The organism is Paenibacillus silvae (genome assembly GCF_014639235.1).
GTDB lineage: Bacteria > Bacillota > Bacilli > Paenibacillales > Paenibacillaceae > Paenibacillus > Paenibacillus silvae.
In genome coordinates this window covers 164042-189736 of record NZ_BMFU01000002.1, presented here as the reverse complement: position 1 = coordinate 189736, position 25695 = coordinate 164042, and the positions used below count along the sequence as shown (strand labels likewise).

The window sequence follows — 25695 nt, the reverse complement described above, 5'->3', positions numbered from 1 at the left end:
TCTATCTCTCCCTTCATTGCTCGATAGTTATTAGGGTATTCCATTGAAAAATCCTATGGTTGGAATGCCTGCCACAGCTCAGCTCCAAGCATATTGCCTGCCGCCTGCTTCCTGTAGTCTTCTGTTGCAAAAGCATCGGTGTAGGTTGTAAATTCAGCCATGACCTGAGCAGCAAGCATGGGGGCCTGGGCCGCCTCCGCTGATCCGGTTCGAAGCAGCTGCTCCGATTCTGTCAGTCTCATCGCCAGGCCAGAGCCGCCGCCAGCCGCTATTGCAATTCGTTCCCAGCGTCCATTTTCCAGATTAATCTCTCCGAATAAAGCGACCGTCACAAGCGAGGCCGTGAATACCTCCCTGCGCCCCAGTTTGCGGTAAAAGGCGACCTCACGCTTTCGAGCTGGCACAGGGCTGCTGTGTGCTTGAGAAGGAAACGAGCCGCCTTCTCGATCTTGATGCTTTGGAATATGAACCGATACTAGTACATCTTCTTCGCTTCGTCCGCGAATACCGCCGTCAAGAAGCCATGCGGTGACAGGCTGAATCTCCATGCCATGGCATGTCATCCATTGCAGCTCGGCGTCATATACGAGCAATGCAGGCAGTGTATCCCCGATCCCTGATGCGATATTCCCTCCAATGGTTGCCAGGTTTCGTACAGAAGGAGCGGCAATAGACAGAACCGCTTCGTGCAGAATCGAAAGCTGCTGTACCAAGGGGGATGCTGCACATGCTTTTAATCGGGTCATAGCCCCAATTACAATGTAATCCCCTTGTACAGTGATTCCGCTCATCTCGGGAATGCAGCTCAGGCTAACCAGATGCTGAGACAGAGCTTTCAATTCTGCCTCCCATTGGGTACGCAGCAACGTGGCTCCAGCGGTATAACACCATGCCCCTTGAAGCTGTTCTCTGATGGATTGCAGTTCCTGCAAACTATGCGGCTGCCATACAAAAGGCTGCGCTCCTGATCCGTATGCTGGTGCTGCCATGGCTTCCCCCTCCTTTCTATATGGGTTGTTTATATGCAATCGACGTTAACAATGGCCAAAATCCATCATCAAGCCTCTCTCCACAGCTGTCCTTCTGCATAAGTCAGGATTTTCTGCAACTGCGGCTCCGTATCTGCATCCCAGAAGCTTTCCCGCGATAAGGGGACCTTCACGCCTCTGTATATGGATTTGCGAAGTATTTTGCGAGCACCCTCGTCACCCTGGAGAGATAACAGCGGGCCGAACATGTGGGAACGAAAAGCAACCGGCGGCTTCGCATCCGCATCTTCAGCCGCGGCCGCATAATCAGCATCTGGATGGGAAGCCAGTGCGTCCAGAACACCATTAATATGCCGTGCCGTAATTAGGGGTTGATCCGCCATTAGCATCAGCACCCCCTCCGGCCTGTACTCCATAGCTGTCCAGATACCGCAGCGTATTGAATTAGCCATACCGCCAGCATGATCATTGCAGACTGCAATACGCAGTCCGGGTGCAGTAGTATACCTGCCCGTGGCTGTTCGCAGGCATTCTTCCGGCAGCCATTCGAGGTGATCTCCAGGTTTAACAACACAGATAATCTGGTCCAAAGTTGAGCTCAGGGCGGCCTTCAGTGTCCAGGCCGCAAGCGCGATTCCATCCGGCATCGTCACCGAGAGTTTATTCCGTCCGAGTCTGCTGCTGTTACCAGCTGCCAGAACGATACCTGTCGTTTGCATAAGCATCGCTCCCTTTTTCAATCATTGCCGTGGCAATCCCGGCATCTTTCTGCATTTTACGTCGACACGCAATCAGCTCAGCAGCAATACTTATCGCAATCTCTTCCGGCCCATCAGCTCCGATCGACAAGCCAACCGGGCTATGCAGATGCTTCAGAGGCGGCATGCCATCCAGCAAACGCACTGTTCGGGTACGTGAACCCATAATGCCAAGATAGGTATAAGAACGATTCGCGAGAAGGGCCAGCCATTCACGCTCCCGTGGAAATTGGTGACTCATCAGAAGAATATAATCCTGCTCATGAATGTTCAATTGACCACAGACCTCCTGAGGAAAACCTGATATCAGCTCTGCTTCAGGAAATCGTTCAGCTGTACATAAAGACTCCCGCCAATCTGTTACAAGCACCCGGAACCCGGCCAATAGGGAGAGCTTAACAACAGGCATAACGTCATTTCCCGCTCCTATGATGATCAAACGCGGCTTAGGTACATACACCGATGTTAACTTTCGAGGAAGGTTCCACTCATCAATTACAGCCTTTGGGTAATGTAGAGTCATCAGAGGCTTACTTGAGAGTTCCTTTCCATCCTTTCTATCCTTTCTATCCTTTCTATCGTTTCGATCCTTTTTATCCTTTTTCATCGGAACGAGCGGTCTTCGGCCGGAATCCAGCTTGGCGCATGCATACGTAACTCCCCGCCATTCTTCATCGAAAGACCTGATCAATGAAACCGATGCGCCGGTATCCAAACATAACTGCATCTGCTGCATCATCGTTCGCAGTTCTCCACGGATCGGCTCCAGCAGTACAATGACGAGGCCACCGCAGCCAATTGTTTCTCCCCAGGAGAGATCATCCTCTGGCCGCATATCGTAGGCAACCAGCTCCAGCTGTCCCGTCTCCAGTACACCACTTACCCGCTCCTGAAGATCACTTTCCAGACAGCCCGGACTGATACTGCCATATATGCAGCCGTCCTCGGTCAGCAGCATCGAAACTCCCTGCTTGCGGTAAGCATGACCCTCAACCTTGATGGCTGTGGCGAGCACGCTTCGTGCTTCCCGCATCGCAATTGCACATAGATCATGCATCTCCATCTGAGCCGCCGCCTTTCCATGCCATCTTTTTAAGATCGAGCCAACAAATCAACATCAAACAGACTAATCTCAAACAGGTCTTGTGCGGTCGTTACATCCGCTTCATCAGACGTGCAATGCTTTTATCCGACTCCCTTAGCACAATACTGCGGTCGATCGTTTGTATTTTGCGGTTGCTCAGCACAACGCTGCCATCAATAATGACTGTGTCCACACAGCTTCGGGTTGCCGAATAAACGACACGGGAATATATATCTGTTTCATAGGAAGGGTACGTGTGAAAATCATCGAGATCCAGCAGAATCATATCCGCCTTTTTGCCTGCTTCAAGACTGCCGATCTCCTTGGACATGCCCAGTACCTCTGCGCCACCCATCGTTGCCATGCGCAGTACCGTTCTGGCATCCATCACCGTTGGTCCATGCGGCACCTTCTGAATCAGCGCCGTCATTCGCATCTCCTGAAACATATCCAGATTGTTGTTGCATGGAGCCCCGTCTGCACCAATACCTACGGCAATCTGCCGATTCAGCAGATCGGGAATCTCTGCAATCCCGGAAGAAAGCTTCATGTTTGAGCCTGGACAGTGAGTGACCTTGACTCCGCGCTTGCGGATAATTTCCTTCTCTTCCTCACTCAGCCACACACAATGCGCAAGCACCAATCGGGGTGTAGCCAGCCCGATGTGATCGAGATAAACGATGTTGCGCATGCCGCGTTCATGTTCAACGAGTTCAATCTCGCCCCTGTTCTCTGAAGCATGGGTGTGGACCTTGACGTGATATTTATTGGAAAGGTCGCGCACTTCCACCAGCAATTCCTCCGTGCAGGAAACGACAAACCGCGGACAGAACGCATATTGAATGCGTCCGCCGCCGAATCCGTTCCACTTCTCCAGCAGATCCACGCTTTGCTGCAGCGACTCCGCTGTATTTTCACGCAGAGGTACAGGCACCTCATCTCCATGATCCATCATTACCTTGCCGGAGATGACCCGAATACCGCTCTGTGCCATGGCCTGAAAAGCAGATTCCGTATGATGCACCGTTTCCATGTCCAGAATCGTTGTCGTGCCGCTGGAGATCAATTCACCAAGTCCAAGCATTGCCGAGTAATACACAGACTCCTCATCATGTGCGGCTTCCAACGGCCAGATACGCTTGCGCAGCCAATCCATCAGCTCCATATCATCTGCACGTCCGCGAAACAGTGTCTGACACAGATGAATATGTGTTTGGATAAAGCCGGGCAACAGCACCTTGCCCCTCGCATCTATCACCTGATCCGCCTGACTTTCTTCAATGTCCACTGCAATTTCTTTGATTTTGTTATCTTCTATCAGCAGATCTCCCGTAAATACGTCTTCCTCTGCATTCATCGTGACCAGCTGTGCGCCCTTGAGCAAAATCGTGCCCATGCCAATCTCCCCCATCCGGTTCTGTCTTCTCTACTTGGTTATGTCCACTCTCTACGGGATGTCGGAAGACCCGCCTTCATCTAATGACTACAAAGCTACAAACCTACAAACCAATAGCCATGCCGTCTCCCCTGGGGTCAGCCGCACCGCTGATCATACCGTCCTCTCGAATAACGATGCCCTGTGCGTGCCCCATGACTCCATCCCACGGCGCTCTAGCTTCCACTTTATGTCCCCAGCTGGCGAGAGCAGCACACACGTCGTCGTGATATCGATTCTCTACACGCAGCGTATCACTTTGTTCTCCCCAGGTACGTCCATACAGCCAGCGCGGCAGATTGATCGCCTCCTGTATACTCATGCCATAGTCCACTACACCTGTGAGAACAGATAACTGCGTCTGCGGCTGCCCTTCCCCGCCTTGCGTGCCAAAGAGCATATAAGGCTTTCCGTCACGTGTGACCAAAGCGGGCATAAGCGTATGAAAAGTACGTTTACCTGGCTCCAGCACGTTGGCTTCCCTCGAGTCCAGTGAAAAAAACGAACCTCGGTTCTGCATCAAAACTCCTGTATTTCCCGGTACATAAGCTGCGCCAAAATCAAAATACAGGCTTTGAATAAAGGAAACCGCATTGCCTTCGGCATCCACCACCGCTGCATACGCCGTATCCTGACCCATGGCTTGGGACAAAAACGGTTGAGCCGTTGTCGGATGAGACTGGATTTCGCTCCATAATTCATCTGCATAGCTTTTGCATAACAGACGCTCCAGAGGAATCTCCCTGAAATCAGGATCTGTCAGATACCGATCCCGGTCTCGAAAGGCCTTTTTCACCACTTCCGCCATCAGATGGTAAAACTCAGGGGACGTACGTGCTAAGGCAGCCATATCTACATGCTCCAGCATATTTAACATCATCAGCATGGAGAAGCCCTGTGTGTTGGGCGGCAATTGATGAACCTCATAACCACGATAATTCGTGCTGATTGGCTTTACCCACTCGCCCTGATGTGCCGCAAAATCCGCTGCCGTGAGCATACCTCCATCCTCCTGAATCGCCATAGTTATCTGTTTGCACAGCTCCCCCGTGTAGAACGCCTCCCGTCCACCCGATTGAAGCTGTCGCAAGGAGGCTGCCAGTTGTTTCTGAATGAGCAGGTCTCCTTCCTGCAAAAGAGTACCCTCCGGGGCAAATACGGTTCGCAGCGGCGTATGTCCCATAATCAGCTCCGCATCCTGCTCCAGCCATAACGACAGATCGCGCGATACCGGGCAGCCTTGGTCTGCATACTGAACGGCCGGTTCAAGCAGCTGCTCCCACGCCAGTCTGCCGTAACGGGACCAGACCGCCCACCATGCATCCACCATCCCCGGTACGGTAATCGCACTAAGTACCCCGCGCCGAGGAATGTCGTTCATGCCCATCTTTTTGAATGTATCTGCATGAAGGCAGGACGCCGAGCGACCGCTTCCGTTGTACGCCGTAATCTCGCCACTCGCTCCATCATGAATCAGAAAAAATGCATCGCCGCCTATTCCGGTCATATGTGGATAGACCACACCAAGTGCTGCACTTACCGCTACCGCAGCATCATAGGCATTGCCACCCTGCTGCAGTATAGAGCTTCCAACAGCACTTGCCAGATAATGTGGTGTCGTCACCATGGAGCTTGTTGCCATTGGCATCTGATTCAGCATAATACTCCCTCCTTCCCTTTCCCTGCATAGACGTCCAGAGCCGCCTGCACCGCTTCGCCCGAGGATACACTACAACCGTGGCGCCGCAGCACCGCTTCCAGAGCACCCAGCACATGAAGCACATTTTTACGCTGACAGCTGAACCCCATCGTGCCAATGCGCCAGATTTTCCCTTTTAACGGACCGAATGAACTTGCAATTTCGATACCAAAATCATACAGCAGCATATTTCTGACGCTTTCCCCGTCGATGCCTTGAGGAATGTGAATACAGGTCACCATCGGCAGCTTGCTGGACAGATCACCATACAATGACAGTCCCATTCCCTCAATGCCTGCCATTAGTGCCTGTTCATTGATTCGATGTCTCTGATAACGCGCCTCCAGTCCTTCCCGAAGCACAATGCGCAGCCCTTCATATAGACCATAAAGCATGGATGTAGCTTCCGTATGATGGTTCAGCCTTGCTGGCCCCCAATAATCCTGCAGTTGACTCAGATCCAGATAATTGCTTGCAATCGTTCGCTCTCCAGCTCGAGCACCATCTGCGTCCCGAAGTCCACGTTCGATCGTTTTGCGGCTCATCAGCTGCTGCTCTACACGATTGTTGTAGGTGATCGGCGCCATGCCGGACGGCACGGACAAACATTTCTGTGTTCCACCAATCACGGCGTCGAGATACCATGCATCTGTCTCTACAGGCGTACCGCCAATGGTTGCAACGGCATCTACCACCAGCAGGATGTCCAGTTCCCGGCACACCTTGCCAACGTCAGCCAGAGACTGCATCTGACCCGTTGAGGTTTCACCGTGCACCACAGCAACGAGCTTTGGCTTGTGCAGATGAATGGCCTTGATGATTTCTTCCGGATCGAAGACCTTCCCCCACTCTGTGTCAACAAAAACAACCTCAGCGCCACATCGCTCTGAGATTTCCACGAGCAAATGGCCGAATCTGCCGTAGACTGGCACAAGCACCTTGTCTCCCGGCTGAATCAGACTAACCAGCACGGCTTCAATGCCGGAGCGGGACGTACCGTCCACCGGGTAACTCCATACGTTGCTCGTCATATATAACTCACGAAGCATAGCCATCGTGTTATTCATAAGTGAAGTGAATTCGGGATCAAACTGCCCGAGAACAGGGAAGGACATCGCTCGTAATACACGTGGGTCAACTTCAACAGGTCCCGGGGTCATAATGGTCCGCAAGGACGGCGATAACTCTTTATAGACAGCCATGTTCATTCAGCTCCCGTAACCGTATTTGTAGAGCAGTCTGACCAGTACCCGAAAGCCCCGCATCAAATCTTCCTCTGTTGTGAATTCAAGCGGATTATGACTGATTCCGCTGGAGCTCGGTACAAACACCATCGCCGTCGGACATGCAGGCTGGAAAATCTGCGAATCATGACCGGCACCGCTTGCCATCGTGTGACTGGACAACTGCTCCTGGATACAGATTTCCTGAATGTCCTGAATAATCCCGGCATTCATAGCTATAGGAGCAACTGACAGATGCTCTTCCCAATCCAGCTCAAGCTGATGCTCCTCTGCAATCGTGGTAAAAGCCTCCAGCATCTGCTTCCAGCATTGCTCTATGCTCTCCTGCTGGATATGCCGAATGTCGAGCGAAAACACGGCTCGCCCTGCCACTACATTGCCTACACCCGGATCGGGGATAATCTGTCCTACCGTTGCCACAAGCGGCTGCCCTGCCTGCAGCGCAATTCGTCTGACTGCACTGATCATGTCGGCAGCCCCGGCAAGTGCATCCCTCCGCCAGATCATCGGTGTTGTGCCTGCATGGTTGGCTTCTCCACTAACCGTCACACTGAACCTCTTCTGGCCTACAATAGCTGATACGATACCGATGGAATGCCCCAGACGTTCCAGCACCTGTCCTTGCTCGATATGAAGCTCGATAAACGCTCCAATCTTGCGCTCGGCTGCCCGATAATGGCTACCAGGTCCAAAACCCGCCTGAGTCATCGCGTCTTCAAACCTCACCCCGCCAGCATCCTGAAGCTCACGCACATCCTGCAGATGAGCTGCGCCCGTTATACTGCGCGAGCCCCAATAGGCAAAGGGGAATCTGCTGCCCTCCTCCTCGCAAAGCGAAACAACCTGGAGCGTACGCCGAGGGGCTCCGAACTGCTGCTTCAAATATTCCAGAGCCAGTATTCCGGCCACAACGCCGTAGGCCCCGTCATATTTGCCACCGTGTACTACGGAATCAATATGTGAGCCAGTAACGATGGGCAGATCGTGTGCACTCGCAGCGGAAGAGTCAGGATCGGCCTGCAGTGTGCCAAACAGATTGCCGGACTGGTCGAACTCGGCCGTAAGCCCCTTTTCCTGCATTTTAACAGCGAGAGCCTGCTGTGCATCACACCACGCCCTGTCATATAACAACCTCGTTACACCGCCCTGTTCGTCCGCTCCATAACCAGCCAGCCAATCTAACATGGCTTGCAGTTCTACCTTCTCTACATCCGGGAGGCTTATGACTTTTGCGAGGAAATCGTTTGTATTGAAAGAGGCATATCGCCCGGACTCATTCATAGCGTCTTACCTCCGTCCCTTTACACATACCTTCTCATAGTTGTTATTGCTTCATTTCAGATTTCCTGTTATTCTGTGATTTCTTATTTTGTTGTTCTTTATTTTGTTCTTGATCAGCCTCATCAGCTTCCTCGATATGTGCTGTATCCTCCCGGAGCAATCAAGAGGGGGATATGGTAGTGACTTGTGGCATCGGATACAGCAAAACGGATCGGCACCGCAGTCCACAAGCAGCTTGGCGGATCATTTTTGTTACTGTGTACGAAGTACGGATGCACGTGAAAAAGCAGCTCATATTCACCCGTTTGAAGTTTTCCATCCGCAAGCATAGGCTGATCCAGTCGTCCATCTGCATTGGTCAGCATTTCTGTCAACTTGATGCTGCTTGCTTCTGCTCCTGTGCGTTCTATAAAATACAATTCAATTCTGATCCCCGCAGCAGGCACACCTCTGGACGTATCCAGCACATGAGTCGTAATGCGACCGTTATGCTGCTCCATCAGATATCACCTTCTTCCGGGATCTTCTCGGCACGGTTTGTATACGATACGTTCATTGAAGAAAACGACTTAGAAGAACTTTGCCCGGATTCAGTTTCCTGCCCATGTTCTTCGAGCCATTGCTGCAGACGTATCCCGGCTATCTTGAACACTTCCTTCAATGCCGTCTCAAACTCCTGCTGCGAGGCTCGCCCTTGTCGCTGTCTCATCAAATCAAGAATCGATTCGGTTGTATGCCCCTTCACTGCAACTATAAATGGAAAGCCATATCGGCTTGTGTATGTGCTGTTTAACTGCTGCATTTCCTTAAATTGCTCCGGCGTAAGCGAATCAAGACCCGCACCGGCCTGCTCCCGTACCGAACTGCTGCTCATGCTGATCCTTGCCCCCAAGTCGGGGTGCTTGCGAAGCAGCTCCAGCTGTTCTTCATACTCCGAGCCTAGAACTTGCTGTATCATGGTCTGCATCATCTCTTCGAAGGAATCGAAGGGTCGCAGCGGAGCGGAGCGCTCTGCAATCCAGGCTGAATCTTCAAATAAAGAACCAAAGGTCTGTACAAATTGTGATTCAGACCAGCTGTTAACGAGATGAAGAAGATTGTGCATGTTAACCCCCCCGGTCTTTTTATAGCGATGATTTTTCCTTATATTAAGCGCCATCTCGTTCCGCGGCAACATTATTTACGCAAATTTGTTATATAACATAACATAAAACATGTGGATTGTTATTCATGCACGGGTTAGCATGTGCTTTTCCTCTTTCAACGTCAATAAACCGCACCTCAAATAACAAGGTGCGGTTTATTCTGTGGTTGATACGTTGTTATACTTCACACGGCCTGATGGGCGGAAAACTTTAATCCAGTTTTCTATCTCACATCATTATTTTTTAATCCATCATTTCTGAAGCCTTCATTTGTCAGATGCGGGGTCTGGCCGTTGCTTTATCACGTACGAATTTACGGAAGGTGAACACCAGCTTCAGTTTGAGCAGATCATTCGTTTTTTTGAAATCCATTTGCAGCAGGCTGCCGATCTTTTCCATACGGTAGGTAACGGTGTTGCGGTGCACAAACAGCTGTTTGGCTGCCTCATTAATCAGTCCATCGTTCTCGATAAAGGATTCCAGCGTGTTCATAAGCACCTGATTGGGATCACCGTCTTTGGCTAGTAAAGGCTCCAGCACCTTATTGCAGTAGTTCTCCATAATCTGCTCAGGTACATGCTGAAATACATATGCAAACTCCAGCATTTCAAATTGCAGCGCGCGATCCTTCATTCCAAACCGGTGAGCAAGCTGACGTGTATCCAGACATTCATGATACGCTTCACGCAGCGACACGGGTTCATGTTTCATTTTACTGATCCAGAAACGGGGCCCCGGCGCTCCTTTTGCCTCCTGTGCAGTGAGCACATCCCCGAATCGGTTCAGGAGAAAAGCAGATAACTCATCCCCATAATCCCGTCCTGTTGGACAGGTATAGATGGATAGAATGCCTTCATTCATCTGAAAATGGTGGGAGGCCGTAAATTGCATCAGCGGATTGTACTGCAGCTCCCGGTGAATCTGCTTGAGCAGTTTACCCTCAGCAAAAACGTTCGGCTCCAGCGTGGTCAGCACACATTGATACGTGCCCTGGAACAAATGCATGCCTTTATTTTCACTCAAAGTCATCAGTTCCTGAATGGTCAGTTTCTGATCCACATATTGTGTAAGCAGCGTACGCATCTCGTCCTGAACCGTCGGATTTATATGCTCCCGATAGGTCATATCCATGTAAAAGGCAAGCACATCTGCCGCCTGCTGAAACAGCTCCTCCTCCGCTCGCAAAGACAAGGCCGAGTCCGTATATACCAGCAGAAAACCAAACTCCTCATCACTTTGCCTGATCGGTACCCGGTGACAGCTGCCCTGATTCCATTTCACGCGATGCATAACCGATTTCCAGGGCCAGCCCTGTGTGACCGCTTGCTCCCCCATTCCCTCATTGCCATAGAGCACATGCCCGCGCGAGCCGATGACTGCAATCGGATAATTCAGGATGCTCGACATTTCCGCAAACACGTTGCGGTGGTGCTGCTGCTGCAGTGCAAACTGCATGAGCTTTTTCTGTTTCTGTACCACTTCATGCAGCAACCGGTGACTCCGTTCATGCTCCACCTTAAATAAAGCATTCATCTGATCAGAGAAAGTGAACTGGAACGGAAGCTCCAGCAGTGGCAGGCGAAGCCGATCCGCCTCTTCTATAATTCCGTCGGGAATGGACTGCCAGAAACGCCCGAGTTTAATGCCCAGTCCCGCACACCCACGATCATTCAGGCGCCGCATCAGATGCAGTGCATCCGTCTCGCTATCCTTCATAATAAAAGCGGTTGTGAACAGCATCTCTCCCGACTTGATCCAGTCCGCAATATCAGGAGCGTCCATGACGTTCACGGATTTCATCATGCGCGAAGTCCCTTCTCCGCCCGCCACCAGTTTGGCCTCAGACAGCGGGTATACCTGTAAAGCCTCTTTAACGGTCAGCTGCATGAACAACACCTCCCATATAATTCACATATAGTGTAAATATCTAAATAAAAATCGACTCTTTTTCATTATCATATTCATTCATTATATGCATCAGACAACGAAACTGAATTTGTTGTTAAGTATTATAACATCATTTTTCGAAAAGAAGCTGACATGAAAAAAATAAAACCTATGGCCTACAAACCGCATTTATCATGCGATCCATGGCATAGGTTCAATAAATCGATTGAAGCATGCTCATTTTTGAAATAAGCCGCTCCACAGAATAGATGGATAAATACATCCGATTACTCTAGATCTCCATTTTTTCGTGAGTCATCCATAATTTCATTCGGGACAATACATCTTTGACATTGAGCGGTTTGCTCAGATAGTCCGTCGCTCCAGCAGCGATGCTTTTTTCCCTATCTTCCTTCATCGCTTTGGCCGTGAGCACAATAATCGGAATCTCGGTCAAGCCCAGCCGCTCCCGAATCTGGCGAGTTGTTTCATATCCATCCATCTCCGGCATCATAATGTCCATCAAAATAACATCAGGCTTCAGTCCACCATACTCCAGTAGCTCCAGACATTCGGTACCATTCTGCGCGGAGATCACATGCATACCGTAATGCTCCAGCGCATTGGCAAGCGCATAAACGTTGCGGATGTCATCATCCACGACAAGAATTTTACGCCCGCTTATCATCGCTTCCTCAAGCGGTGTGAGCCAAATTTCAGGGCTTTCCTCCGGTGTCTGGAACAATGATGTCGTCGAAGAGGCGGAAGCCAGTGAAGACAAGGTCTGATCTTCTGATGCAGCACTTGTACTACCTGCCGCTTCGCTCACAAACAATCTGGCATTAGGCTCATGGGGTATATCCGAGCCCTCTCTGTACAACGGGAGGAACAGTGTAAACACACTACCCTGTCCCGGACGGCTTACTGCCGAGATGGAACCACCCAGCAGTGATGCGAGCGATTGCGAAATAGACAACCCTAGCCCCGTGCCCCCATATTTACGCGCTGTTGCCCCGTCGGCCTGTTTAAAGGCTTCAAACACCTGGAGCAGCTTGCTATCCTCTATTCCAATGCCAGTATCACTCACACTAAAAGCGATGACTTCTGTCGCTTGACCAGCCCGATCGGCATGATCCAGAGTCATTTGAGAGATGGTCAGTGCCACCTCACCCTCACTTGTGAATTTGAACGCATTAGAGAGCAGATTCCGAAGGATTTGATGCAGCCGCATCTCATCCGTTTTGATGGATTCCGGGAGCGGACTTTGCAGCTGAATGCGGAAATCCAGATTTTTCTGCTCGGCGGTCTTCAGGAAATACTGGTTCATTACTTCGGGCAAGGTATCCAGATATACTTTATTAAACTCCACCTCCATCTGGCCTGCCTCCACCTTGGAGAGATCCAGAATATCATTGATGAGATGCAGCAGGTCTTTGCCTGATCTGTGAATGACGGAAGCATAATTTTGTTCTTCATTACTCAAGTGCTGATGTTTGTTCTCGGCCAAAATTTCAGACAAAATCAGCATACTGTTCAGCGGTGTACGAAGCTCATGTGACATGTTTGCGAGAAATTCAGATTTGTAGCCCGAGCTTGTACGCAACTGATCCGCAACATTCGCAAGTTCTTTGGCTGAACTCTCGGCAGCACCCTTCTGAGCCTCCAAACGTTCATTTAACATATACAGCTCTTCCGTCTGCATTTGCAGTTCTTCGGTCTGGGATTGCATTTCCTCCGTTTGAAGCTGCAGCTTCTCGGATTGCGCCTGTAACTCTTCATTCAGAACCTGAGATTCATCGTAAAGGTGCTGCAGCTCCATTCGTGTAGCCGTAGAATGCAGGGAGACACCGAATATAACTGTTAATTCATCGATTAATTTCATCGCCCGCTCCTGTAATGGTTTCATTGAAGCAAGCTCAAGAACAGCAATCGTCTTGCCCTCAAACAACACAGGCACAACCGTTAGCGAACTTGCCGATGCAAAGCCAAGGCCAGAAGAAATCCGAATGTAATTTTGGGGCAGATCGTTCATTCGCAGTACACGCTTCTCCACAGCACATTGCCCTACCAAGCCTTGACCCGGTGCAAGCGATATTTGTCCAAGTGAACGTTCCTTTTCACCATCTCCTGCATAAGCAGCTACACGCAATAAACGATTTCCTTTCCAGTAATACAACACACCATACGGGACCTCCAGCAATGCGGCAAGCTCACTCAGAAACAAGCGCGATAACCCTTCGAGTGTCGTTGGATTTTGCAAAAGCGTAGCAATGCCTGTAATCTGATCCTTTACACGGTTCTGCTCCTGTACTTCATCCAGCAGTTTATTGGTTTCATAACCGAGATCAGCAACCTCATCCCTTGTCCGCACACGTATACGCTGCTTCAGATTTCCGCCTTTGGAAATATCACTGATGGTCTGTTTCACTTCCAGCAGCGTTTTCACAATGTTACCGGAGACGATGAAAGCTGCGGCAATAGACATTGCTGCAATCAGGCCCCACAGCGTGTACATGACCGTCAGCAAAGTGGAGCTGCGGTTCGCCAGATCGGTCACCCTTGCTTCCGTCAGCATAGTCTCGGTATTGCGAAAGGCCGCAAGCTGGGAGCGAAGCAGATCGATTTCAATTTTACCCGGATCGGAGCCGAAAAAAGCGATGACCTTGTCCTGATCTCCTTCTTTTTTGAGCTGTACCGATGGTTCACCGGCAACCTCGATCCAGCGATTAATATGAGATTTAATATTTTGCAGACTTTGCTGCTGTGCCGGATTATCGCTGATAAGTGCAATGAGCTGATTATAATTGGAGTCCCATTCAGACAGCCCCTGGGTATACGGATCGAGATAGGTTTCATTCCCGGTTAGCATAAATCCGCGCTGCCCGGTTTCCATATCGAGCACATTTTTTTCAATCGCATTTGTCAGATTATGTACATCCAGATCATGGTGACTAATAAAATCATTTTCCTTTTGCAGCACATTAATTTGGGCCGAAAGTACCAGAAGTACCACACCAAATAAAAGCACAACTACAAGATAGCCCAATACAATTTTGGAGCGTATCGTAAATCTTCTCGTTTTAAACAACGCGTAACCCTCCAAATTTAGACGAGTGCTGTATCAGTACATGAATTCAGTTGCATAAGTATTTTATATGCGTGGATACCATCTGACAAGCATAAATATTACGATGGCATAAGAAAAACGACCTACTTTCGCAGGTCGTACTTTGGAATGATATGTTGGTGGATTCTTATGAAAAAATCAGGCTTTTGGTGCAATCATTTTGGCTGGGTCTACATATTGATCAAATTGCTCTTCTGTAAGCAGTCCCGTTTGTAACGCAGCTGCCTTCAGAGATAACCCTTCCTTATGCGCCAGCTTGGCGATTTTGGCTGCATTCTCGTAACCGATGTACGGATTCAGAGCCGTAACGAGCATGAGTGAGTTATCCAGGTTATGCTTGATCTGATCCAGGTTTGGCTCAATACCTACCGCGCATTTGTCATTAAACGCAACGATCGAATCAGCAAGCAGCTGTACAGATTGCAGGAAATTATAAATGATAACTGGCTTGAACACGTTCAGTTCAAAATTACCCTGGCTTGCCGCAAATCCGATTGCTGCATCGTTACCCATTACCTGCGTCACTACCATTGTAATCGCTTCGCTCTGTGTAGGATTCACTTTCCCCGGCATAATGGAGCTGCCTGGCTCATTCTCTGGAATACGAATCTCGCCAAGACCACTGCGCGGTCCACTTGCGAGCCAGCGTACGTCGTTGGCAATCTTCATCATATCGGCTGCAAGTGCTTTGACTGCACCATGAGCGTACACCACTTCATCATGGCTTGTCAGTGCATGGAATTTGTTGGGCGCGGATACAAAATCTTTACCTGTATGTTTGCCAATCTCTTTGGCTGTGAGATCACCGAATTCGGGATGTGCATTAATTCCGGTTCCGACAGCAGTTCCGCCAATCGCAAGTTCCTTCATATATTGAACGCTTTCACGAATCATGCGCTCACTTTTGCCCAGCATCGCTTCCCAGCCGCTGATCTCTTGACCCAGCGTAATCGGTGTCGCATCCTGAAGGTGTGTACGTCCAATTTTGATGATATCCTTAAACGCTTCCACTTTTTCTGCAAAGGTCGCTTTCAATACTGCAATCGCCGGGAGAAGCTGATCCTCCACAGCCAGAACACCCGCTACGTGGAGCGCTGTCGGGAACGTATCGTTAGAGCTCTGCGACATGTTTACATCATCATTCGGGTGAAGACGCTCGTCGCTTCCCTTCTGTTCCAGCAGCTGATTACCGAGGTTTGCAATGACTTCATTCACATTCATGTTAGACTGTGTTCCACTGCCCGTCTGCCATACAACGAGCGGGAAATGATCGTCGATGCGCCCTGCAATAATCTCGTCTGCCGCATAAGCAATAGCGTCTGCCTTTGCCGCTGATAACTTGCCTAATTTATGGTTGCTGGCCGCAGCACTTTTTTTCAAAATAGCAAGAGCGCGCACGACTTCCATTGGCATATGCTCGCGCCCGATCGGAAAATTCTCCTTACTGCGCTGCGTTTGAGCGCCCCACAGCCTGTCGGCTGGTACTTTCATTTCGCCTAACGTATCTCTCTCAATGCGGTATTCCACTTGCTTGTCCTCCTCCAAAAAAGTTGGTCTGGGTCTCTACAAAGCTTGTGTATCTCGTCATATTATACATGATTTACGAGCAGGTTTTCACCTTTTCGACAAAATTGTAAGCGTAGCGCAAAACGAATTGAACCTTCAGCCCGCTTAGCCTGTGAAACGATTGAAGAACAATGAAAACTATTTCCGAGCAGCTATCGGATACAAACGGCTTGTCTGCTCGAACAGTTGCCCCGGCTGCAGGCCAACAAGACCGATCTCTTCCGCAGAAACACCTTCTACGTTTGGTGCATTAACCAGATTCATCTGCGGCTCAGGGCAGAAAAACTCATGACAAGCGTTATTGTTCCAGATCATCCAGTGTTTATAGGATGTGCCCACATCGTAAACCAGCTTGTCCCCCGTGCGGTGATCTGTTAGCTCCATGTAGTTACGGCCATTTTGCGGCTCCGCTGTGTAGTGATTGTCCATTGCTGCAAAAAACGGACTTACTCCGTTCGCCTTCAGCTGCTCTTCTTCTGGTGTAAGCGGTTGAAATTGTCCTGTCGGCAGAGAGCGTTCATTTAATTCACGACGCTGACCGATCGTCACTTTGGCCGTATAATCCGAAGACTGACTGTCCGGGGCAAAAGGCACTTTAATCGCAGTATGAAATGCAAACAGATTCGGCATGTACTCGGTACCCGTATTGTTCACAATCAACTGCTGCTGCAGACCCTGACTGCTCAAGGAATAACGAAGCGTTACAGTGAAGGTGAACGGCAAATATTTGTAAAATGTATGTCCTTCCCCGATGCTTTGGCTTAGCGTGACATAACTCTCCTGATCATTGGAGCCATATCCCTCCAGCTTCCACTCCACATCATGCAAAAATCCGTGCAGATGGTTGCCGGTAGCAGGTTCATTAATCGGCAGCTGATAGACTTTGCCATTCCACGGGAAGCGACCATCCTCATAACGGTTTGGCGGGGATAGAATCGGAATACCGTACACGGCAGGAGCCGCCAAAAACTCCTTCATATCGTCCTGATTCGGCTCGCGCAGATAGCGATATCCCTTTTCTGTATCCCGGAACGCAACCAGGTTGGCCCCAATACTAGGAATGACCGCCGCTTCAAATGCACCAAATCGCAGCCACACCGCCGGAATGCCTCCGAATTGTTCTTCAAATGCTGTATTCTGTTGTGTCATCGTTATATGTACCTCCTGCATACTAAGGTTATATGATACGGCTCGACTATATCATGACTGCACCTAAAATAACAATCTGAGATCGAGAACAAATTAAACATTCCTGAACAATGGACAAAATGGATATCAATTCATCTCAACCGCTTGCAAAACAAAAAAGACAGCTGCTCATTCCGCGCTGTCTTGGCCTGCTGCCCGCTCTACCGCCTAAGCCGAGCAATGACATATTAATCCACATACTTGCCATGCTTCGGCACCGTATCCTCTTCAAAATTGTCATCCAGCTGACGGAGCGATGTATACAGCATCTCCCCGCTTAACTTATGCCCATGTCCGGTTACGGCCACACTCGGCTCCAGCTGCCTGATATGGTGAACAGATTGATGCGCCGCATTCCAATCGGTCGTAAAATAAGCAGGCGGGCCGTGCAGCTGTTTGTCCTGAAGCAGAACACTCCAGAGAGATTCCTGCTTCACTGTAACGATGGCATCGCCAGCAATCAGCATGCGATCCGATTCGCGGAATAAAGACACATGCCCGGGGGTATGACCAGGCGTATGCACCCAGCGCCAGCCACTCAGGCCAGGTACAGAGTGATCCGAAGGCAAACTTAACACTCGATCATCCAGATTAATCGCTTCGTTCGGATACGTGAAAGATAACCTCGCCATCAATCCTCCTCCAACGGAGGGATCTGCCGGGGGGTAATCTTTCAAACCTGTCAGATACGGAATTTCCAAGGGGTGCGCATATACAGGAACTCCCCAGAACTGCTCCAGCTCAACCACAGTCCCCACATGATCAAAGTGACCATGCGTTAAAATAATAGCCGATGGCGGGCGCTGGAAACGTTCGGATGCCACATGAACAATGTGTTCCGTGTAATTGGGCATGCCTGTGTCTACAAGCACCCAACTCCTGCTTCCCGGTTCTCCAATGAACACGACATTCACAAAAAGGGTACGTAAACTCAGAATATCAGAAGCCACTTCCTCAAATCCGGTCATTCCAGATGTCATCAGATTGTCAAATGCCATTCACGGTTACCTCCCATCAGGCGAATTGTCTCTGTCTTATGTTCATCTCGTAGATTTCCCTGTTCCGGCACATCTATTCGCAATCAGAATAAAATAGACGGCGCATGCCCTGTTAAGGCGTACACCGTCTAGTATAGTCATGCAGATCGGACAATAGAACAAGAACATGCCCGGCCTATTAAGCCGGGTATGCATCCAGAGCTGCATCCAGCAATTGATTGAACAGATCATCGTCATTTTCAAGCAGCTCGTCCATTTTCAGCAGCTCGTCCTCATCACCGGATTGCTCCGTAAAGTGCAGGCTGTAGTCCCAATCCTTGCCGTTCTTGCTCATAAACGTAATTTCGTATACGGACTTGTCACCTTCTGTTTTGAACACAGTATTCCCTACAAAGCTTTTTTCGTCCTCACGGCGCATTGCAGCACGAATAATTTCAATACTCACTCTCATACTCTCCTTTTACTCTCTCGTTTGAAGCGATTCCCTGCCTCACTCATGTAAAGCATTCGGGGAAATCTTTGAATTTACAACTTTTCTCCAACTTTCTGGCAAAGCTGTTTGGTAATTATTATTGGTTAATTGTACAATATATATCGTAGCAACGTATACATTATTCAATGAAGGACCTTAATGACTCCTTACACTATGGTAATGAGGACTTTGAAAAGCCCGCCAGCTACGATATTCATATCACATTGGAGGAAAAAATAGCATGAACAATTTTGAATCGAAATTGCAGCAATATGCTGAACTGGCTGTCAAGGTCGGGGTCAATGTTCACCCTGGACAGACCCTTGTGGTGAACGCGCCGATTACAGCAGCACATTTTGTACGACTCATTGTCAAAGCCGCATATAACACGGGTGCCAAGCTCGTCAAAGTCAACTGGAGCGATGAGACCGTTACACGTCTTCATTATGATCTGGCTCCGGATGAAGCATTCTCTATTGAGCCGAAATGGTTTGCGGGTGAAATGACAGAGCTCGTTGAAGAAGGTGCAGCCATTCTGCACGTCATTGCTGAAAATCCTGACCTGCTCAACGGTGTTGCTCAAGAGCGCATCGTGACCAGTCAGAAAGTGCGCGGCAAAGCGCTGGAGAAATATCGCGCTTATCAGATGGCTGACAAGTTCAGCTGGTCCATTGTGGCTGTTCCATCCCCTGAATGGGCTGCTAAAGTATTCCCGGATCTGCCCGAAGCGCAGCAAGTGGATCGCCTGTGGGACGTTATTTTCAAAACCGTACGCATTGGTGAACAGGATGCTGTCGCTGAATGGAAAACTCATCTGCACAACCTCGATTCCCGCGCCGATCTGCTGAACAGCAAAAAATACAAAAAGCTTCACTACACCGCTCCGGGTACAGACCTGACCATTGAGCTTCCGGAAGGCCATATCTGGGTATCTGGCGGCAGTGTGAACGAGCAAGGTCATGTGTTCATTGCTAACATGCCGACAGAGGAAGTCTTTACGGCTCCGCTGAAAACGGGTGTAAACGGTACGGTTCGCAGCACCAAGCCGCTGAGCTACGGTGGCAACCTGATTGATGGCTTCTCCCTTACCTTCAAGGAAGGACGTATTGTCGATTATACGGCTGAGCAAGGTCTGGACGCACTGAAAAACTTGGTCGAAATGGATGAAGGCGCACACTACCTTGGCGAGGTTGCTCTGGTTCCGCATAAATCCCCGATTTCGGACACCAACATTTTGTTCTACAATACCTTGTTTGATGAAAATGCATCCAATCACCTGGCCATTGGTAACGCCTATGCTTTCTGTCTGGAGGGCGGTAAAACGATGTCCAAGGAAGAGCTGCTTGAACGTGGTATGAACTCCAGTCTGACACATGTCGATTTCATGATTGGTTCTGGCGAGATGAACATCAACGGTGTAACCGCTGAAGGTGCGGAAGAGCCTATCTTCGTGAATGGAAACTGGGCCTTCTAATCAGCCTTAGTCTATAGAGAGAGGAGGCATCTCCTCTCTTTTCCTATGTCCAGATAATCTACCTTGAAAATGATGGAGGGATTTTCATGTTAACTTTTGAACAGAAGCTGGAGAATTATGCCGAACTGGCGGTCAAAGTTGGAGCAAACGTGCAGCCAGGCCAGGTATTTGTTATCAATGCCATGATTGACGCGGCCCCGCTCGTGCAGCTGCTCGTGCGCAAAGGGTATGAAGCCGGAGCAAAGCAAGTCATTGTGAAGTATTCCGACGAAACCGTTAACCGCCTTAGGTTCGAGCTCGCTCCTGAGGAATCCTTCAATGAACCACCCAAATGGCACGCTGCCGAGATGGATGAGCTTGCGGCCAACAACGCCGTTTTTCTGACCATTCTATCCTCCAGCCCGGACCTGTTGAAGGGGATTGATCCTGCCAGAATATCGGCGCATCAGCGTGCCTTTGGTAAGGCGATGAGTACATATCGGCAGTACCTGCAGGCAGATAAAATGAGCTGGACCGGCATCGCTTGCCCTTCACCGGACTGGGCCGCCAAAGTGTTCCCGGATCTGCCTGCAGAGGAGCAAATGAACAAGCTGTGGGACGCGATATTTGCGGCTGTGCGCGCTGACGTTGAAGATCCCATTGCTGCGTGGGACCAGCATATCGAGCACCTGGAATCCCGGGCTGTCGCGCTCAATAACAAAAAATATAAAGCACTGCATTACCTCTCTCCAGGAACCGATCTGACGGTGGAGCTTCCTGAAGGTCATATTTGGGCTCAGGCAGGAAGTGTAAACGAGAAGGGTACTCCGTTTGTAGCCAATATTCCAACCGAGGAAGTATACACGGCTCCGGCGAAATTCGGTGTAAATGGCAAAGTGACCAGCACCAAACCGCTGAGTTATGGCGGCAGCATCATTGATCGCTTTACGCTTACGTTCGAGAAGGGACGGATTGTTGATTTTCATGCAGAGGAAGGTCTGGAAACGCTGGAGCGTCTGATCTCCATGGATGAAGGCTCCCATTATCTGGGCGAGGTTGCTCTGGTGCCATTCCACTCCCCCATCTCCGAAAGCGGCATTCTGTACTACACCACGCTGTATGATGAGAACGCATCCTGTCATCTGGCGATCGGCAGCTCTTACGCTTCCAATATCGAAGGAGGCAAAACGATGTCTCCCGAGCAGCTTGCAGCCCGCGGCATGAACGCCAGCATTACACATGTTGATTTCATGATGGGCTCTCCCGAGACAGACATCTACGGCATCACAGCGAATGGTGAGCGTGAGGCCATCTTCCTGAATGGAAATTGGGCTTTCTGATTCCAGATGTGAGCAAGCCGCTTGGCAGCCACACTCCAACAGACGATTTTGCAGCCACTTATTGACTAGAGGATCTTTAACCTCAAGTAGGTGGTTTGCAGGAACGTCTGTTTTTTATTTTTCAGCAAACCTCAGACAGGGCCAGAATTCCTTATTTTCAGGACATGAATCAGGTCTAACGGACATTGTAACGTTTCCATAATCTGTTGTAAAATGTAATGATACCAATGTTTGTGGACTGTTGACCAGAAAGGAGAACATCATGGCCAATCGGCTCCAGCTTTTGCTTGCTTCAGATTTTCATCAATTAGGACCTGTACTTCAGGAAGAAGTGTATTATGAATATTATAATATGGTATATGGACTGATCGTATATATCATCAAGGAACGAGCAGCAGCAGAGGATATTATTCAGGAAGCTTTTATCAAGATTATTAAAAACAAACCTCTCTTTGAGGACGAGGTCAAACTTAAAGCCTGGCTCAAGGTCGTTACCCGGAATACCGCAATTAATTATTTAAGAAAAAATAAAAATAACCGTAACCAACTGGACACGGATAGTGTTTTTATAGATATAGAAACGATGAATCAAACCGCTGCTTCGGTTGAAAGCATGGTTGAGACACAGATGATGCAGGAATCCATCGAGATGTATCTCTCACAATTAAAGCCGGAATACCGCGTGCTGGTGGAGCTTCGCTGGAAGGAAGGTTTCTCTTATCGGGAGATTGCAGAATTGCTGAATACTACGGAAGACATTGTAAAGCAGCGTTTATTCCGGGCCAGAGGTAGTATCAAGAAGAAATTACATAAGGAATGGGGTGGAAATGTTGAACAGAGGCAGGCAAAATAAGCTTGAAGAACAATGGGATTCAGGCCTGGAGGACGAATATTTTGATGCGGCTTTTGAGCAGGCTTTTGATGAAGCTTTCCAGCAGGCTGTCTCCGCCCCTTCTGTCTCGCGTAACGAATCCATGCACCAATCCTGGCAAAAGGTACAGCAGGAGATCGAAAGACTGGGCGCTCGGAAACGGAGAATGCGTACCTTGAAATTGTCAACTATTGTTGCTGCCTCCGTGATGGTTGGAGCTGTTATCTTCAGTCTGCCCTCCGGGACACAAGCCGTATCCCCCATTGTGCAATCTATTAAAAATTGGAGCAATGGCATGAAATCCATCATTGTTGAAGATCAGTCTGTACAGCTTGCTCCAGACCCCTCTACTGCCAAAACACCTCCACCGCCCGACAGGGAATTAAGCGCGATTCATGAGGAAGAAGGACAGTTCCCTGCCTTTGAGCTGGATAAACATGTGTTTCGCCCTGTTGTGGTGACAGAACAGGTTGCTCGGGGCGGATTTATGGGAGAATTTATCGTACCCAACGTCCTTCCTGCCCGCTTTGACAAAATAAAATATATGCTAATGCTGGATACAGAGAATCCGGTGAATGAAGACGATTACTACGAATCTGACCGGATGAGAATCCGCTATACCGTCACAGGCAAAACGGAAGACGAAGAACTGATGATGTTCGATTATGAATATGTAATGCCCGGGCAGTCTATTGAGAAAACGTCGCTGCGTGAAAGTGAAATTGTGAAGCTCATCGATGGTAGTGAAGCACTAGTATATGTCGGAGAACCCTACAATTCCATTCAGTGGATGACAGGATCACTCAGTATGAGTCTGTTTGGAACGATAACCCGGGAAGAGATGATTGCGATTGCGAATGATTTTCTGGAGCAAAGCTCTCCCACCAAAGTGAATTAAATTAAAATAAAATACTGTTTGAAGTACGTGTAACCTGATCTGTCACCTTTCCATCATAAGCCGTATGGGTACTAACCACGCGATAATAATAGCCGGCAAGGACATCCCAATCTGAACCTGCATATAGTACACTCGTTTGGGTCTGAGAGGAGGAGCTTGCTTTGTAGGTTACCCACGCTGTTCCTGTCCAGCGCTCTAAGCGATATTGGGCGGAAAGAGTCTTCATGTTCTTGTATGTCATTGTTGTTGTTTTTATGATAGCCTGCAGCCCCTCTCCACGGGTTAAGGTACTCTCTGCTTGATAGATATGTACGGGGTTGGCTGCTCTGGATTGAATGGAATGATCCCGAGAATCGAGCGGCGGCGGAGCCGTTTTTGCACCGGACATCGCGTTATTCACGGGACTCGCTGTAGCCGAATGGACTTCGGGCAAGACCAGAACGGCCGGGGTTAATAATGCGAGCACAATGGCTATTTTCAGAATAGGTGATCGGTTCCTTTCTTTACTCCGTACACGGTCAGTTGTCATCATTTTTCCTCCTCTGCATGCTTTTTTAATTTTGATGTAATCTATTAAACGAACTAACCAAAGAACTGGTTTCAAAAAAAAAACAGGACGCACCGATCCTACATCGGCACGTCCTGTTAATATTTTCGGAATACATTGTTCCCTGAAACCTAAATGTTTCCAACCCGTATGAAGAACCAAGTAAGCTATTCTACGTTACCTGATTTGAATGATTTTTTTATGCTCTATAGCATATACCTGATCAGCAACATTTTCGACTAACCAGGCATCATGCGAGATGAAAATAATCGTACCCTCGTAGCTTTTCATCAAATGCTCCAGTGCTTCCATTGCTGGCAGATCAAGAAAATTACCCGGTTCATCCATAAGCAAAATATTGTATCGCCCCAGCAGTATTTTTGCCAGCTGCAATTTCATGATCTCTCCACCACTTAATGCCGCCAAAGACTTGCGCACATCATGCTGGGAAAATCCCAGAGATGCCAGTACAGCTCGAATTTCAGGCACCTGATAGTCGCAGTTTTCCTGCATGAATTCCATAACTGCATGATGGTGATTAAACGTATATGCATGTTGTGCAAAATAACCAATCTCCGCTTTGGGCGATAGTGTAATGCCGTCTTCTCGGTTCAAAATCATGTTGAAAAGGGTTGTTTTCCCGGCACCGTTTGGGCCTGTCAGGGCAATCTTCCCGCCGAGCCGGAATTGGAAAGAAGCGTTCTCCAATATGACTTTATCATCGTATGTTTTGTTTATCTCTTTTCCGATGATCGGAAACGGATTGTGCAGCTCTAATGCATCACTCTGCCGAAAGTGAATCGTGCGAATTGCCTCTGGTGCTTGCATAGTTCCCAGCGCTTCGATGCGCTGTTCCATATTTCTGGCCGCTTGATGAAGCTTTTTCTGTTTACTCCCAATCGACTTCTGATGGGCAAGCCGCCCGCCTTGATCGGAGTTGTTTTTCCTTGAAGCACCTTTCTCTTTCTGATCCATTTTCCGAGCCTGATTCTTTTTATCCGCAATTGCTTTTTCCAACCGCTCTCGTTCAGTCATATATTGCTGATACTGAGCTTCCTGCTTTTTCTGAATTTCATTTTTCTGGGCCATATAATCAGAGTATCCGCCCCAATACTCGGTAATTTTTCCATCCTTCAGCTCCCAGATTTTATCGACTACCTGATCCAGGAAATACCGATCATGACTGATGACCAGCAGCGCCCCTGTATAAAAAGAGAGCTGACGGATCAGAAAATGGATCCCCTCTGAATCAAGATGACTGGTCGGTTCATCTGCGAAAATGCCATGTACTGACCTCGACAAAGCCTGAGCAATTTTCAGTCGTGTTTCCTCTCCGCCACTCATCTGCTCTCCACTGCCCTTGTCTACGCCAAGCTTGCCTGCTAACGCATAATCCACTTCTTCCTGAGTCCCGCCCTGCTACAGCTGCGGAATATAGGCAAAACTGCCATTCCTTACAATACTCCCGCAGGATTCAGGCATATCACCCAGCAGTACTTTTAACAATGTGCTCTTGCCCGCTCCATTGGCTCCAACCAGGCCGATCCGGTCATATTCATAAAGCTCCAGATGTTCTATATCTAATATGTCACGGCCCGAATATTCCACAAATATCTCATTTGCTTTAATCAATGCATTCATTTAATTTACCTCCCTCTAAAATCGCAGTTTTCATGCTCGCAGGATCACCTGCGATTAAAGAAGGGGGATTAT

20 protein-coding genes and 1 pseudogene are annotated in these 25695 nt (G+C 49.0%); 4 read left to right on the top strand and 17 right to left on the bottom strand.

The annotated features are described in order from the left end of the window. Positions 1 to 53: 53 nt before the first annotated feature. The 15 genes from IEW26_RS06950 to IEW26_RS06880 form a co-directional block, all read right to left on the bottom strand. The gene (locus IEW26_RS06950) at positions 54 to 989 is read right to left on the bottom strand and encodes an FAD binding domain-containing protein (RefSeq protein ID WP_188591823.1); all 936 of its coding nucleotides are present in this window, start codon (positions 987 to 989) and stop codon (positions 54 to 56) included. 68 nt (positions 990 to 1057) lie between these two features. Next, positions 1058 to 1708: a nucleotidyltransferase family protein gene (locus IEW26_RS06945; protein WP_188591822.1), complete on the bottom strand. Its 651-nt coding sequence runs from the start codon at positions 1706 to 1708 to the stop codon at positions 1058 to 1060. Continuing rightward, positions 1674 to 2810, bottom strand: coding sequence for an XdhC family protein (locus tag IEW26_RS06940; protein ID WP_188591821.1), 1137 nt, complete (start codon positions 2808 to 2810; stop codon positions 1674 to 1676). Before IEW26_RS06940 ends, IEW26_RS06945 begins: the two co-directional genes overlap by 35 nt. Before the next feature lie 91 nt (positions 2811 to 2901). Further along, the gene (locus IEW26_RS06935; RefSeq protein ID WP_188591820.1) at positions 2902 to 4227 is read right to left on the bottom strand and encodes a 5'-deoxyadenosine deaminase; all 1326 of its coding nucleotides are present in this window, start codon (positions 4225 to 4227) and stop codon (positions 2902 to 2904) included. A 103-nt stretch (positions 4228 to 4330) separates the two neighbouring features. Further along, positions 4331 to 5926 carry a gamma-glutamyltransferase gene (gene ggt, locus IEW26_RS06930; protein ID WP_188591819.1) on the bottom strand — a complete coding sequence of 532 codons (1596 nt, stop codon included), beginning with the start codon at positions 5924 to 5926 and terminating at the stop codon, positions 4331 to 4333. Then, positions 5920 to 7167 (bottom strand): pyridoxal-phosphate-dependent aminotransferase family protein, encoded by a 1248-nt coding sequence (locus IEW26_RS06925; protein WP_188591818.1) that lies wholly within the window; start codon positions 7165 to 7167, stop codon positions 5920 to 5922. The genes ggt and IEW26_RS06925 overlap by 7 nt, the downstream gene beginning before the upstream one ends. Before the next feature lie 6 nt (positions 7168 to 7173). Continuing rightward, positions 7174 to 8490, bottom strand: a complete 1317-nt coding sequence (locus IEW26_RS06920; RefSeq protein WP_188591817.1) for a Zn-dependent hydrolase — start codon at positions 8488 to 8490, stop codon at positions 7174 to 7176. Positions 8491 to 8612: 122 nt separating this feature from the next. Next, complete coding sequence (uraH, locus tag IEW26_RS06915) at positions 8613 to 8990, bottom strand: hydroxyisourate hydrolase (RefSeq protein WP_188591816.1); 378 nt, start codon at positions 8988 to 8990, stop codon at positions 8613 to 8615. Continuing rightward, positions 8990 to 9595 carry a 2-oxo-4-hydroxy-4-carboxy-5-ureidoimidazoline decarboxylase gene (gene uraD, locus IEW26_RS06910; protein WP_188591815.1) on the bottom strand — a complete coding sequence of 202 codons (606 nt, stop codon included), beginning with the start codon at positions 9593 to 9595 and terminating at the stop codon, positions 8990 to 8992. Before uraD ends, uraH begins: the two co-directional genes overlap by 1 nt. A gap of 313 nt (positions 9596 to 9908) precedes the next feature. After that, a complete protein-coding gene (locus tag IEW26_RS06905; protein WP_188591814.1) occupies positions 9909 to 11522 on the bottom strand; it encodes a PucR family transcriptional regulator in 1614 nt (537 codons plus the stop codon). Positions 11523 to 11814: 292 nt separating this feature from the next. Next, the gene (locus IEW26_RS06900) at positions 11815 to 14610 is read right to left on the bottom strand and encodes a CHASE3 domain-containing protein (protein WP_188591813.1); all 2796 of its coding nucleotides are present in this window, start codon (positions 14608 to 14610) and stop codon (positions 11815 to 11817) included. A gap of 177 nt (positions 14611 to 14787) precedes the next feature. Further along, the gene (fumC, locus tag IEW26_RS06895; RefSeq protein ID WP_111273343.1) at positions 14788 to 16176 is read right to left on the bottom strand and encodes a class II fumarate hydratase; all 1389 of its coding nucleotides are present in this window, start codon (positions 16174 to 16176) and stop codon (positions 14788 to 14790) included. 177 nt (positions 16177 to 16353) lie between these two features. Next, entirely contained in the window at positions 16354 to 17364 is a 1011-nt protein-coding gene (locus IEW26_RS06890) for an aldose 1-epimerase (protein ID WP_188591812.1), read from the bottom strand. Positions 17365 to 17591: 227 nt separating this feature from the next. Then, on the bottom strand, positions 17592 to 18401 hold the full coding sequence (locus IEW26_RS06885; RefSeq protein WP_188591811.1) for an MBL fold metallo-hydrolase: 810 nt from the start codon (positions 18399 to 18401) through the stop codon (positions 17592 to 17594). 178 nt (positions 18402 to 18579) lie between these two features. After that, entirely contained in the window at positions 18580 to 18846 is a 267-nt protein-coding gene (locus tag IEW26_RS06880; RefSeq protein ID WP_188591810.1) for a hypothetical protein, read from the bottom strand. A 268-nt stretch (positions 18847 to 19114) separates the two neighbouring features. Here IEW26_RS06880 and IEW26_RS06875 point away from each other — a divergent pair, with 268 nt between their 5' ends. The 4 genes from IEW26_RS06875 (at position 19115) to IEW26_RS06860 (ending at position 23435) form a co-directional block, all read left to right on the top strand. Then, entirely contained in the window at positions 19115 to 20347 is a 1233-nt protein-coding gene (locus IEW26_RS06875; protein ID WP_188591809.1) for an aminopeptidase, read from the top strand. Positions 20348 to 20433: 86 nt separating this feature from the next. Continuing rightward, positions 20434 to 21666 (top strand): aminopeptidase, encoded by a 1233-nt coding sequence (locus IEW26_RS06870; RefSeq protein ID WP_188591808.1) that lies wholly within the window; start codon positions 20434 to 20436, stop codon positions 21664 to 21666. Between the two features lie 262 nt (positions 21667 to 21928). After that, the gene (locus IEW26_RS06865; RefSeq protein WP_145401972.1) at positions 21929 to 22519 is read left to right on the top strand and encodes an RNA polymerase sigma factor; all 591 of its coding nucleotides are present in this window, start codon (positions 21929 to 21931) and stop codon (positions 22517 to 22519) included. Further along, positions 22494 to 23435 (top strand): DUF4367 domain-containing protein, encoded by a 942-nt coding sequence (locus tag IEW26_RS06860; RefSeq protein WP_188591807.1) that lies wholly within the window; start codon positions 22494 to 22496, stop codon positions 23433 to 23435. The genes IEW26_RS06865 and IEW26_RS06860 overlap by 26 nt, the downstream gene beginning before the upstream one ends. Before the next feature lies 1 nt (position 23436). Here the strand turns inward: IEW26_RS06860 and IEW26_RS06855 are convergent, their stop codons facing one another. Further along, complete coding sequence (locus tag IEW26_RS06855; protein ID WP_229729711.1) at positions 23437 to 23967, bottom strand: hypothetical protein; 531 nt, start codon at positions 23965 to 23967, stop codon at positions 23437 to 23439. 192 nt (positions 23968 to 24159) lie between these two features. Then, a pseudogene (locus tag IEW26_RS06850) lies at positions 24160 to 25623 on the bottom strand (Msr family ABC-F type ribosomal protection protein). Positions 25624 to 25695: the final 72 nt, after the last annotated feature.